The organism is Pontimonas salivibrio (assembly GCF_002950575.1).
In the GTDB taxonomy this organism is placed as follows: Bacteria; Actinomycetota; Actinomycetes; order Actinomycetales; family Microbacteriaceae; genus Pontimonas; species Pontimonas salivibrio.
The window spans coordinates 1-12,634 of record NZ_CP026923.1 but is presented as its reverse complement, the minus strand read 5'-3'; the positions used below and the strand labels follow the sequence as shown (position 1 = coordinate 12,634).

Here is a 12,634-nt window from a genome sequence, read left to right as displayed (position 1 = left end):
ACCCCAGAATTCACCACAGACTCAACCACAGGCTTAGGCAGCGCGAATCACGGCTTGGGCTTTTCCGAGAACTTTTTCCCCCGCATCGGAGGTCACCGTCAGGTCGCATCTCACCTGGGGTGTTCCGTCCTCTGATTCGATTAGTGCCCCAACGCTCACCTGCACCTCGAGGGAGGCGCCGGTCTCCGGGTCCACGACGACAGGTTTAGTGAAACGCACTTGGTAGCTGACCAGTTCATACTCTGTGCCACACCACTCCAATAGTGGCGAGACAGCCACACCCATGGTGAGCATGCCGTGAGCGAGTACTCCTGGTAATCCCACACTCTCCGCGACGTCGTCGCGGTAGTGAATGGGGTTGAAATCTCCGGACGCTCCTGCGTAGCGCACCAGCGAATCCCGGGTAAGGGGGAAAGTTTGTGTGGCAAGAACCTGGCCGACTTCGAGTGTGGTGATGTCGTGGGTCATCATTCGCCTCCTCGAACAACCAGTGTGGAGATGGCGGTCACAATGTGATCGCCATCTGCGCCATTAATCCGTGTTTCGCTGGTAACCATGGAGTGGCCACCCAAGGACTGCACTTTGGTGACGTGGATGGTGGCGTGTAGCTCATCGCCGGCGACGACCGGCCGGCTGTAGTCAAAGCGTTGTTCTCCGTGAACGATGCGCGAGTAGTCAATGCCGGAATCTGGGTCGGCTAAAAGGACCTGCAGCGCTCCTTCTTGGACGACAACTGGGAAAGTCGGTGGTGCAACCACGTCCGGGTAACCAGCATCTTGAGCGGCGTGCACATCGTGATGGATGGGTAACTTCGAGAACACCGCCCTGGCAAATTCCCGAACCTTTTCCCGACCCACCAGGTAAGGCGGAAGCGGCGGATAGTCCCTGCCAATAATGGCTTCGTTTACTGCCATGACTTCAGTCTAAGTGGCCGGTGTCTAGCGCGGGTGAAAGGAGGTGGTTGATGAGGCCGGGTTCGGGGAGTCGAATTGATGACGACTGTAGGTTACAGACCGGCAGGGCCCCTGTGGTGTTTAGAACAGTGTCGCGCCTGTCGCTTGTTCGACTCGCGACCAGGCAATCATTCGCGCTTTCTTCGACGCTTTCTTGGCGTGAGGGCCTGTGGTGAGTTGAACCCATGCCGTTAAGGCATCCATGGCGTGTTTTGCACGGAGCAAGACACCGTCTTGCTCCGTGGGGGTTTTGTCGTAACCGCTGAAGAATGCGGATTTAAGCTCTGGCGAGTAGCCCCAGTAGTCCCGCTCTAAGACGGCGGTGTCCATAATCCATGGGTCGTATTCGCTCCGGGAAAAGGACATCAACTGGACGCCGTAATCGGCGTCAATCATCCAATGCTCCGGAGATAGGTGTCCATGGAGGGGCTGTAGCGATAGTTCCCCAAGGTCGAGCAGCTCCATGCCCAGTGCGCGAAGCTCTGCTGTTCCAACCGGCCCCAGGTCCTGTTCACTTTGGTCAATCAGCCTGGAGAGCGTACTGGCCAGTTGGGTGGTGACATCCCGGGAGCGGGTCGCGGGGGCTGATTCGTGGAAGCGTCGGATGATTTGCCCCACTCGGTAGTGCACGACCGGGTCTTGGGCCTGAAGGGTGTCTGCCGGTGCGCCTGGAAGGGTGGTCATCAGGATGGCTTTTAAGCCATCCTGATGGTCGATGAGCCGTGGCGCACTGGTGCCGAGCGGTTTGGCGTAATTGCTTAGCGCATCGAAGGTCTTGAAATAGCTGGGCGCATCAGCGCACCATTTGGCAATCAAATCATCGCCTGATCGGGTGCGAAGCTTTGAGACCCGGTGTGGGCTTCCAGGCCGGGAAATGTTCACGTGGGATTCGATTAACCCCACTGACCTTTCGGCAAAGTCCAGCACTTCGGCCTCAGATTGGAGGCCTTTGCGGGGTGCTTGGGTGACTTGTGCCATCTGGTCACCCTTTCCCGAATAAAAGGCAAAGCCCTCGGTGCCTAGCAGGCTCCGAGGGCTTCACAGACGTCTTATGTGGTTACTGGCAGCTGTCGCACTGCAGCATGTCCATCGGATCGACGGGCACGTCGTAGCCACCTACGCGGTCCTGGTCCATATCCGCCTCCTTGCAACTAATTACGGGGCCTGGACTAGACACTATATATGAGGAACCACATCGGTGTCATTACCCCAGATATTGTGTTTTCGGGCGTGTCGCCACCTACTGGCGTGTTCCTGGTGTTGTGCGCCCTAGGAACCCATGGGCCCTGCGGGCGGGACAATGCGGTCTATGACCTGTTGTGAGGCATCCGAGGGTGACACTTCGTGATGGATGCGAATATCGGGTGTCGCAGGGGATTCATAGGTGGAGCCGATACCGGTGAAGTTGGGAATCAACCCAGCGCGAGCCTTCTGATAGAGCCCTTTCGGGTCGCGCTGTTCGCAAATCTCCAGCGGGGTATCCACGAAGACTTCGACAAACCGGCCTTCTCCCACAATTTCCTTGGCGTGTGCTCGGTCACTGCGGTAGGGAGAAATGAGACTCACCAACACCACAAGACCGGAATCGGCCATCAGCGCTGCCACTTCTGCAGCTCGGCGGATGTTTTCTACACGGTCGGCTTCACTAAACCCAAGGTCGCGGTTTAGTCCAAGGCGCAAGCCGTCACCGTCAAGAATTGAGTGTGGAACCCCGGCTCGGGTAAGCGAAACAGACACTTCGTTGGCCAGGGTGGATTTTCCCGAACCAGAAAGACCAGTGAACCAAGCCACCCTGCCCTGGTAGCCCGTGAGCGCACTGCGCTCTCCGGTCAACACACTGAAGGAGTGTTCCTTCAGGTTGTCTGCTCGGCGGAGTGTGTGGTTGACCACTCCGGCCGCGACGGTACTTCCACTCACCTGATCGACCAACACCAGGCGGCCCAGCTCCCGAAGGTTCTGGAAAGTCGTGAGACTCAATTTGTTGTGAGCTTCGATATTTACCTGGGAGAGGGAGTTCGCACCCAGGTGGTCAATTTGGCCCGCCTTTGAACCATCCGGGCCGATATCAAAAGCACGGGTAATGGTGGCTTTTGTGGTGGTGTGACCAAGCCGCAGTAGATAGGTGCGGCCAGGAAAACCCTGCTCTTCATCGAGCCAGACAAGGTCCACTTCGAACTGGTCGGTGTGCTCTACAACAGGGTGTCCCAAAGCAGTGTGTTCGACAGCACTGCGGTTGACCCCGGCAGGTTCTGACTGGTGTGCCGCTGCGTTTTCGGGGTCATTGTGTGTGGGCGCCCAGAGGACATCACCTCGCTCGAGGTCGACTTCTGCGTCGATGGCGACAGAAATTTCCGCAGGACCCTTGACCATCTCTTGGTGTTGGGTGTGGGCGATGAGTTCCGTGACGCGGAAGCTCTTGGCTGTATAACGCGGCGAATGTAGTTGGTCCCCCACGGAGAGCGTGCCGTGCAGGAGGCTGCCCAGGTAGCGGCGTCCCCCACCGGGGACGCGCTGAACATACTGGATAACGAAGAGAGGGTCAGTTTTTTCGGTGCGCGGGAGGCTAAAGGTATCCAGTGCCTGGAGGAGGGTGCCGCCTTTCCACCAACTCATGCGCTTTGTGGCGCGGACCACGTTGTCACCGGCGAGGCCACTGACCGGAATCGCTTCATAAGGGGGAGCGTCATCTTGGTTAAAAAGCTCATCAATTTGGGCACTAATGTCCGTAAAGACGCGCTTTTTATAGTCGACTAAGTCCATCTTGTTGACCGCGATGACATAGCGAGAGATACCCAGCTTGCGGGCAATACCCAAGTGGGTAAGGGTTTGGGGCTTAAGGCCCACCCTCGCATCAATGACGAGGAGAAGAGCGTCCGCGTGCGACGCCGCGGTCGCCATATTCCTCGTGTATTGCTCGTGGCCTGGCGAATCCGCAATGTGGTAGCGGCGTGTGGGGGAGTCAAAAAACCGGTGGGCCACGTCAATCGTGATGCCCTGTTCGCGCTCGCTATCCAAACCATCCAATAAGTCTGCGATGGTGGTGGCGTCGACCTTCTTGGGGTCAATTCCACCTAGTTGGTCCTCAAACACTGAACCGGTGTCGAGTAGAAGCCTCGCCAAAATGGTCGACTTGCCATCGTCGACACTTCCCGCGGAAGTGATGTGGAAAATTTCTTGGGGCATTAGAAGTAGCCCTCTTTCTTTTTTTGTTCCATGCTGGCGCCAGGATCGGAGTCAATCACTCGGGAGCTTCGCTCAGATACTCGGGTGTGCTCCAGTTCGCTAATGATGTCCGCCACACTGGATGCACCGGAGCGGTCCCCGCCGGTCAGTGGGTAGCAGCCCAGTGTCCGAAACCTGATGGGTTCGAAATAGACCCGCTCACCGTCTTCCAACTGGAATCGCTCATCATCGATGGCGATTAGTGCTCCGTCTCGCTCCACAAAAGGCCTGGTTTTCGAAAAATACAGAGGGACAACAGGAATGTGTTCCCGTTGGATGTAGCGCCAGACATCCAACTCCGTCCAGTTCGAGAGCGGAAAGACCCGCATGCTTTGACCTTTGGACAGTGTCGTGTTGTAGGCATTCCAGAGCTCTGGGCGTTGAGCTTTGGGGTCCCAGCCGTGGGTTTCAGATCTCAGCGAAAACACCCGCTCTTTTGCGCGGGAGCGTTCTTCGTCCCGGCGACCACCACCAAAGATGAAATCGGGGCGGTGCTCATTCAAAAATTGGCGTAAGCCTTGTGTTCGGGTGATGTCGGTGTGGGCGGCCGAGCCAAAGTCGAACGGGTTGACGTTTCGCTCAACCGCTTCCGGGTTGGTGTGAACAAGAAACCGCGTGCCCGGTTGATTGCTGATGTAATCCAGGACTTGGTAGACCTCTTGGAACTCCCAGCGGGAGTCAATGAGCGCCAGGGGGAATGGTGGTGGCTCTGGCCAGAATGCTTTCTGCGCCAAAGTCCACATCACCATGCTGTCTTTGCCTAAAGAAAACAACATGGCTGGGTTTTGGGCCACAGCAATTGCTTCCCGAATAATGCGGATGCTTTCTGCTTCCAACACGTCTAAGTGAGAGTGCTCCCCACCAGAGACTGCCTCTTCGTGAGCACGCGGCGCATAGGGCAGTGGTGGGTAGAGAAAATCGGCAACAGTCACGCCCTCAATGGAATGGCTGTCATCACTGTGTAGGCGAAGAGTGCCGTGGGGGATCACGATGATGTCCGCGTCGAACAAGCCTCGGATTCGCTCCAGAGCACCCGCGACATTCTTGGGTGAGGGGGCCGCCTTGTCTACGGTGTCCTTTTCCTCGTAAACCCTGGCCCACCACCTGGTTCCTCGGCGGTCATTGACCACCAGAACTTCCGCACCGTAAAGGGTGAGTAGTTGTCCGATGAGGAGGCGCTGTTTGCTTCGTTGGGCGTGGTCAGAAAGAGGGTCAATAAGTAGGCGGTTCGCGGGGCGACCTTCGTGATCCGTCAATGTGTGGAGGTCGGTGGGGGCAGGGCCGCCTAGAACGTCGTCTAGGACTCGCGTGAGGTGGCGCCTGGAGACGTCGGTGCCCTCTTCGTGGAGTTGCTCGTGGAGGTCGTCAACCGATCCACGCTCCGCGCGGACAATTCGGCTTAGGACCTCGTCAGCTAATGTCGCGTTTTCCACAAAAAATACCTTAGTAGCAAAAAAGGCACTTCTTTTTGCTTTTAAGAGAAAAAATACAAAAAATGCGACACAATGCTGTTGTGGATATCGACTGGTTGCTCGTCGTCGCTTCCTCAGTGGTGGGCCTTCTTGTGGGGCTCACCGGGGTGGGGGCAGGAGCGCTCATGACCCCACTTCTTATCGGGTTCTTTGCCGTTCCTATACCTGTTGCCATTGCCACCGACCTGCTTTTTGCCACCATTACTAAAGCCCTCGGTGTGAGCATTCACGGCCGAGCCGGCCGGGTCGACTGGTCGGTCACCAAAAAACTGTGGGCGGGCAGTATCCCTGGAGTGTTAATTGGTTCACTCTTTCTGGTTGCCCTTGTCACTCAAGATGCCGCTCGTTGGTTGACCTGGCTGATCGTGCTCTTTGTGGGACTCACAGCATGGACACTCCTTCGACGAGCATTGGGTACCCCGAAAAAGACTGCGTCCGTCTCCCAAACTCAGGGCTCCACGAAGGAATCCAACGGGCCAGAGCCAGCCCGGGGCTGGCTTGCCCCCGTTGGGGGCTTTGGTATCGGAATGGGTGTGTCATTGACGTCGGTGGGCGCAGGAGTGCTCGGTATGGCACTTCTTGTTCGGTTAAGCCCGAAAAACACCCCACCACAGCGTCTGGTTGCAACAGATTTACTTCACGCAATTCCGATTGCCTTGATTGCGGGGGTGTCCTATTCGCTCTCCGGCCTCGTCGACTGGTCCCTTTTGATGACCTTATTAATCGGGTCACTACCCGGGGTGGTCCTTGGTTCGCTGCTGTCCGGCAAGATTCCAGCCCGAGTCCTCAACCTTACCCTCGGGGTCATCTTGGCGCTTCTCGCCGTGACACTTGTTGTCTCGTAGGTAAGAACCCACTCACACCACAACAGGCTGGCGCACACTGTGGAAAAGCTTTGTGTCCTAAGCAGGTTCAGATAGGCGGGCTCCAAGGCCACTCCCGGCTGTGGAATCTAGACTGGAGCTGTGCCAGCAGAAATGGTTCACCTCGTTCGACACGGAGAGGTCACTAACCCAGACCGAATTCTCTACGGTCGCTTAGACGGTTTTGGGCTCACCGCACGGGGCCACCAGATGGCAGAAACCGTGGCTGGTTATTTTGCCGACAGGAGCATTAGTGCGGTTCTGGCTAGTCCACTACTTCGTGCCCAGCAGACCGCCACACCCATTGCCGCAGCACATGGACTGGACATCATCACTGACGACAGACTTATTGAAGGCACCAACATTTTTGAGGGCACACGGGTATCTGCCAAAGCAATCATGCGGAACCCCTCGGTGTGGCCAAAACTGTGGAACCCTTTTCGCCCCAGCTGGGGCGAGTCCTACAAAAGCATTGTTCACAGAATGATGGCGGCTGTAGGCGATGCGGTCGACAACCACGGGGGAGAAGTTGTTGTGGTCTCCCACCAGCTTCCAATTTGGATGGTCCACCGACATGTGAACGGTGAATCGCTCGTGCACTCACCCAAAGCCCGTCGGTGCACGCTGTGTAGTGTGACGAGTTTTCAGCCGGAGCAGGAGCCAACGCCAGGGCCAGGACAAGGATCCACAAAAACGTCCGGCGTCGATTCCCGCCATTGGCGCGAGGTGGCATACATCGAGCCAGCAGCATCGCTGCTGGCTGATGCGGTGGATTTAGGAGCAGTATGACCTCGCGCTTCAGGAAAGACGGCGGGATTGTGCCTCTGGGGCAGGAAGGCGCAATAAATCCCACGAGTGATCCCCGCCAGAAGCGGTCTGCTCGGCCAAAGGCGCTGCGGAGTGTGTTGGCTGTTGTTGCCGTGGCCGGCCTGGGGCTAGTCGCCGGCTGCTCTTCTGAACCTGACACCCTTGCCCAAGACTATGGGGACGTGGTTGAGCAGGATTATTTCTCCTCGGACGGAGCGTTTAGTTTCATTTCTTTGGGTAATCGCGGCGAGGCACTGAGCTTCTCGGGAGATCTCGACATTGGCGGCACTTGGTCTTCAGCTGATTACGACAGCCAACCCATGGTGGTCAATTTTTGGTTTGCCGGCTGCCCACCCTGCCGGGTCGAAGCGCCTGATCTCGAAGACTTGAACCAAGAATTTACGCCGCAAGGCGTGGAATTTATCGGGGTCAACATCCTGGACCGTGCACCGACGGCACTGTCATTCGCGGAAGAATTCGGCGTGACCTACGCGTCACTCATGGACGCCGAAAGCGGGCAGGTCAGGCTTTCTTTTGCCGGTCAGGCAAGCCCCAGTGCGGTGCCCACCACTCTGATACTTGACCATCAACATCGAGTAGCTGCCCGAGTGAACGGACTCATTACTGACGTGGATCTCATGCGCACAATGATTTCTGACGTGCTCGCCGAGGCCCCTCAGTGATTCCACGCCACCCAATAGACGCTCTTGCTTCGGCCCTTCCTGCAGAGTTGACCACAGAGTTGAGGGCTGGGGTCACCACCGCAACCTCTGTGGGTGAAGTGATTTTTAGTGGTTCTCTTCTTGCTGCCCTCCCACTCGCGCTGTTGGCAGGAATTATTGCTTTTGCCTCACCGTGCGTATTGCCCCTTGTCCCCGCCTACCTGGGATATGTGGGTGGTATGACATCTATGCCTGAGGCGGGGAATAACACCGCTAGGCGCCGCCTGGTGGCGGGGGTCTTTTTGTTTATCCTCGGCTTCGGTGCGGTTTTCGTCACCTTTTCGGTGGCGTTTGCATCCCTGGGCGCACTGTTGCAACAGTGGCTGCCTCTCGTCATCCAGATCTCTGGTGCCCTGGTCATTGTTATGGGCTTTGTCTTCATAGGACAGGTTTCTTTTTTGCAGCGATCGTGGGGGCCTGAACTCGGCCGATCTAGCGGCCTCATTGGTGCCCCACTGCTCGGTGTGGTGTTCGGTTTGGGCTGGGCGCCCTGTGTTGGACCCACCCTGGTGGCGGTCAATACTTTGGCTCTCAGTGTGGGAGACATCCCCCGGGCAGTGATTTTGGCCTCTGCTTACTCTCTGGGCCTGGGGCTTCCTTTTCTTGCTCTGGCGCTTGGTTTCCAGTTCGCCACTGGTGCGGTCGGTTTCTTAAAGCGCCACATGCGAACGGTCAACATCATCGGAGGCGTCTTCCTCATGGTGATCGGTCTGTCAATGGTGCTTGGTCTTTGGCAAGAGTGGATGTCCCAACTACAGGTGGTGATCAGTGGAACCGTTACGCCCCTCTGATCACTACGACTCCACGCCCACCGGTCAAAGCCAACAGGCTTCGACCGGTGAGAACAGCGCTGACAGTGCTACCGACACTTCCGGGGGCCCGCAGGGCCCCTCCCTGGGTGCTAGCGGCTGGTTGAGGTTTATTTGGCGACAACTGACCAGTATGAAAACAGCACTGTTTTTGCTGTTGTTACTGGCGCTAGGGGCAATCCCGGGGTCGCTTGTGCCTCAACGCGCTGCTGATCCCAACGGGGTCATCCAATTCCAACGAGAAGATCCCGAGCTGTTTGCGGTCCTGGACGCACTGCAATTATTTGATACCTACACGTCGGTGTGGTTTTCCGCTATTTACATCCTGTTGTTTATCTCGCTGGTCGGCTGCATCATTCCCCGCACCACCCACCACATCAAAGCTCTTCGTGCCGCCCCACCCAAAACCCCGAAGAATCTCTCCCGACTGGAGGGTTACCACCTGGTCGAATTGGAATCAGGTGTGGACCCGGATGCCACGGTCGCTCGCGCCAGGCAGGTGCTACAGAAAGCGGGTTACCGCACTGCGGTGTACGGCAACTCTGTTGCCGGTGAGAAGGGCTACCTGCGGGAAACAGCAAACCTGGTCTTCCACTTTGCGCTCGTAGGAGTTCTTCTGGGGCTTGCTCTCGGCACAGGGTTTAAATACTCCGGCCAGAGAGTGATTGTCGAAGGCACGTCGTTTACTAACCAACTGGCCAGTTACGACTCTTTTACTTCCGGTGCTTTTGTTGACGACGAATCATTGGTTCCCTACGGTTTGCGCCTGGAATCTTTTGAGGCCGAATACGAATTCGATACCAATGCCGGTGTGGCACAACCGCTCGACTTTGTCGCCACCGTCGATGTGTTGCGTGAAGGCACGAGCGAACAGCGGTCGATCAGAGTAAACCAACCCCTCGACTACGAGGGGACCTCGGTGTATCTCCTGGGTAATGGTTTTGCCCCCAGGGTGACCATCACCAACCCTGAAGGTGATGTGGTTTATAGCGAACCGGTGGTGTTCTTGCCACAAGATTCCAACCTGACAAGCCTCGGTGTGGTGAAAATTCCTGATGGCCTGGATGAACAGGTTGGCATGTTGGGATTTTTCTACCCGTCCGCTGTCGTGCTGGATAGTGGTGCACTCAGTTCCGTGTTCCCCGAACCCCAGCAACCGGTGATGACATTAAATGTCTTCACCGGTGACTTGGGCCTCGATGAGGGTATCCCCCGAAATGTGTATTCGTTAGAAACCGAAGACATGACGCAGATTGCTGGAGGAGATACCGGCAACCCTGCTGTGGTGTTGGGTCTCGGGCAAAGTGCCGAACTTCCACACGGTTTAGGCTCCATCACCTTTGAGTCGCTGCCAAGGTTTGTCAGTGTCGATATCCACCGGGACCCCACACAACTACCGGTCGGTATTTCTTCGGTGTTCATCGTGGCCGGTCTAGTCACCAGCTTGTTTGTCGTGAGAAGGCGGGCCTGGATCAAAGTGGTGGAAGGCGGCGACCAGCAAACGGTAATTGAAGTAGCGGGCCTTTCCCGGGGTGATGACCCAGGCTTGGACGCAGCCATGGACGCTCTTGCGAAAGAATTTTCCCAGGGCGCAGAAATTACACTGAAGCCGTGACCGAACAACTTGCGAGCTATTCACTGGTTGCCGTCTACTCGGCAATGGCGGTCTATACCCTCGCCTTTCTACTCTTCACCCTCGACTTAGCAAGGCGCCAAGCACCCACCCCGGCCCGCGGTAGGGCCATGGCGACAGCTGGCGCCACATCTGAGAGGGTCAGTGCTCAAGGGGTCGACGCTGGTAATGGCAGTGCTCTAGAGGGCAGCGGCAAGAACGGGGCTGGCGTCCAGCGACCGTCGGCAAGTGACCGGCCATCGATTTCCGTTTACGAACGGGTGGCCACCGGGCTACTCGTGGTCGGGTGGCTAATTCACCTCTCTGCAACCGTCCTCCGCGGGGTCGCCGGGGAGCGCGTGCCGTGGGCAAACATGTTCGAATTTGGCCTGACGGCCACAATGCTCATCGTTGCGGTCTACTTAGGGTCGCTGCTTTGGCGAGACCTTGGCTACCTGGGTGCGTTTGTGTCCGGTTTTGTCTTGCTGGCCCTGGGCATCGTCACTGTCAATTTCTACGTGGACGTGGTGCCACTCCCCCCAGCACTGCAGTCGTGGTGGCTGGTCATCCACGTGTTTGTGGCTAGCCTTTCCACGGCGTTTTTCGCGCTCGGTGCTGGTTTGTCGGTCTTCCAACTTGTCCGGGAGCGGCTTGACGCCAAGCCAGGCCCCACGCCTAGGTTGATGGCGTCCCTCCCAGATGCACCCACACTCGAATCTCTTGCCTACCGCCTCTATGTGATTGGTTTCGTGTTGTGGACCTTCACCCTGATCGCCGGAGCTATTTGGGCTGAGCGGGCCTGGGGCCGCTATTGGGGCTGGGATGTCAAAGAAGTGTGGACATTCATTATCTGGGTCATCTTCGCCGGATACATCCATGCCCGCGCCACCAGGGGGTGGCGCGGTAGTCGCTCGGCCTGGTTAGGCCTGACCGGTTTCGCTGCGGTGTTGTTTAACTACGGCGTGGTGAACATTTTCTTCACTGGCCTGCACTCGTATTCAGGACTCTAAACCGTTAGCCACCATTGGCAGGCAGCGGCGAAGCCGCTCCTGCCACCACGTGGTTCGCTCTTCTGCGGCAATGACTTTTCGAATTTTCCGAGGATCTAACACCGGCCGATTAACCGGAATCGATCCCGCCGCGACTTTGAGCGGTTGAGTGACCACGTCTGATTCGAAAAACACTGCCGTGCCAAGACCCGCAGCCAAAGGGGAGTGGGTCTGGTAGCCCACAATTGCCGCAGCTCTGGCACCCCACGACAGTCCCACACTCGTTTCAAGCCCCGACGAGATGACAACCTGCAAGCCGGCATCCTGAGCCTGCTGGGCAAGTGCGAGTGTGGGTCTAATCCCACCCAGGGGGCTTACTTTTAAGACAGCGATATCGGCAGCGCGTTTGTCGATGACTTCATCCAATGCACCTGATTGTCTGATCAGTTCATCGGCTGCCAAGCGGATACCCGTTCCTCGAAGTTGGCGTTTTAGGTACACCATCTCGTCCACAGTCGAGACAGGCTGTTCGACGTAGTCGATGTCAAAGGCCCGAAGCATGAAAAGGGCTTTGTCTGCTTCACTCACGCTCCACCTTGCGTTTGCGTCTAAACGCAGAGTGACGTCAGGCCCCACGGCCTGACGAATTGCGTTGACGCGAGCGACATCGTCAATGAGCAGTTGGCCGGGCTCGCCGACTTTCACTTTCGCTGCTTTCACACCGGGAAACTTTTTCCACCATGCGGCCCCATCGCCTGGATCCAGCGCGGGGAAGGTGGCATTAACTGCCACTTTTTCCACCCCGGCAGGCGCCGGGGCAACGGTGTCGTCGAAGGCTTGCTCCAAGGCGGCAGCTAACCATTTCGCCGCCACATTGTCCGGATATTCAGTAAAGGCCGCCCACTCACCGGGCCCTTCTGGTCCGTCAATGAGCATTACTTCCCGGTGGGTGAGGCCCCTAAAGGGCATCCGCAAAGGGATGCTCACCACATATGAGCGCTCGATTAACTCATTGATGTCTGTGATGCCAGAAATGTGGGGGCCCATAGAGCACAGTGTCCCACGTGCAGAAACCTTCAAGGTGAAAAACGAGATGCACTGTGAAAGGCCAATGTGAGACTACTTTGAGTGGCCATTATCAGCAGGCTTGCGGACCAGCTCTAGGGCAGGAGGACTCTGTGGAGC

At 57.1% G+C, this 12,634-nt stretch carries 12 protein-coding genes; 6 read left to right on the top strand and 6 right to left on the bottom strand.

Annotation, left to right across the window (positions count from 1 at the left end; translation table 11 throughout):
- Positions 1–33: 33 nt before the first annotated feature.
- The 5 genes from C3B54_RS00065 to cysD form a co-directional block, all read right to left on the bottom strand.
- Positions 34–471 (bottom strand): MaoC/PaaZ C-terminal domain-containing protein, encoded by a 438-nt coding sequence (locus C3B54_RS00065; RefSeq protein ID WP_425440305.1) that lies wholly within the window; start codon positions 469–471, stop codon positions 34–36.
- Complete coding sequence (locus C3B54_RS00060) at positions 468–914, bottom strand: FAS1-like dehydratase domain-containing protein (RefSeq protein ID WP_104912692.1); 447 nt, start codon at positions 912–914, stop codon at positions 468–470. Before C3B54_RS00060 ends, C3B54_RS00065 begins: the two co-directional genes overlap by 4 nt.
- Before the next feature lie 120 nt (positions 915–1,034).
- Complete coding sequence (locus C3B54_RS00055) at positions 1,035–1,931, bottom strand: phosphotransferase (protein WP_104912691.1); 897 nt, start codon at positions 1,929–1,931, stop codon at positions 1,035–1,037.
- 291 nt (positions 1,932–2,222) lie between these two features.
- Positions 2,223–4,136 carry an adenylyl-sulfate kinase gene (gene cysC, locus C3B54_RS00045; protein ID WP_104912690.1) on the bottom strand — a complete coding sequence of 638 codons (1,914 nt, stop codon included), beginning with the start codon at positions 4,134–4,136 and terminating at the stop codon, positions 2,223–2,225.
- Entirely contained in the window at positions 4,136–5,608 is a 1,473-nt protein-coding gene (cysD, locus tag C3B54_RS09020; protein ID WP_245867938.1) for a sulfate adenylyltransferase subunit CysD, read from the bottom strand. Before cysD ends, cysC begins: the two co-directional genes overlap by 1 nt.
- 80 nt (positions 5,609–5,688) lie before the next feature.
- On the opposite strand from cysD, the gene C3B54_RS00035 reads away from it, so the two are divergent.
- The 6 genes from C3B54_RS00035 (at position 5,689) to ccsB (ending at position 11,470) form a co-directional block, all read left to right on the top strand.
- Positions 5,689–6,492, top strand: coding sequence for a sulfite exporter TauE/SafE family protein (locus tag C3B54_RS00035; RefSeq protein ID WP_158665430.1), 804 nt, complete (start codon positions 5,689–5,691; stop codon positions 6,490–6,492).
- 120 nt (positions 6,493–6,612) lie between these two features.
- Complete coding sequence (locus tag C3B54_RS00030; RefSeq protein WP_104912688.1) at positions 6,613–7,299, top strand: histidine phosphatase family protein; 687 nt, start codon at positions 6,613–6,615, stop codon at positions 7,297–7,299.
- Positions 7,296–8,000: a TlpA family protein disulfide reductase gene (locus C3B54_RS00025; RefSeq protein ID WP_104912687.1), complete on the top strand. Its 705-nt coding sequence runs from the start codon at positions 7,296–7,298 to the stop codon at positions 7,998–8,000. Before C3B54_RS00030 ends, C3B54_RS00025 begins: the two co-directional genes overlap by 4 nt.
- A gap of 89 nt (positions 8,001–8,089) precedes the next feature.
- Complete coding sequence (locus C3B54_RS00020) at positions 8,090–8,830, top strand: cytochrome c biogenesis CcdA family protein (protein ID WP_104914153.1); 741 nt, start codon at positions 8,090–8,092, stop codon at positions 8,828–8,830.
- Positions 8,808–10,463 carry a cytochrome c biogenesis protein ResB gene (gene resB, locus C3B54_RS00015; RefSeq protein ID WP_245867936.1) on the top strand — a complete coding sequence of 552 codons (1,656 nt, stop codon included), beginning with the start codon at positions 8,808–8,810 and terminating at the stop codon, positions 10,461–10,463. Before C3B54_RS00020 ends, resB begins: the two co-directional genes overlap by 23 nt.
- On the top strand, positions 10,460–11,470 hold the full coding sequence (ccsB, locus tag C3B54_RS00010) for a c-type cytochrome biogenesis protein CcsB (protein ID WP_245867935.1): 1,011 nt from the start codon (positions 10,460–10,462) through the stop codon (positions 11,468–11,470). The genes resB and ccsB overlap by 4 nt, the downstream gene beginning before the upstream one ends.
- Here the strand turns inward: ccsB and C3B54_RS00005 are convergent.
- Positions 11,459–12,496, bottom strand: a complete 1,038-nt coding sequence (locus C3B54_RS00005; RefSeq protein WP_104912686.1) for an o-succinylbenzoate synthase — start codon at positions 12,494–12,496, stop codon at positions 11,459–11,461. The two genes, ccsB and C3B54_RS00005, sit on opposite strands and share 12 nt — an antisense overlap.
- Between the last annotated feature and the right edge of the window lie 138 nt (positions 12,497–12,634).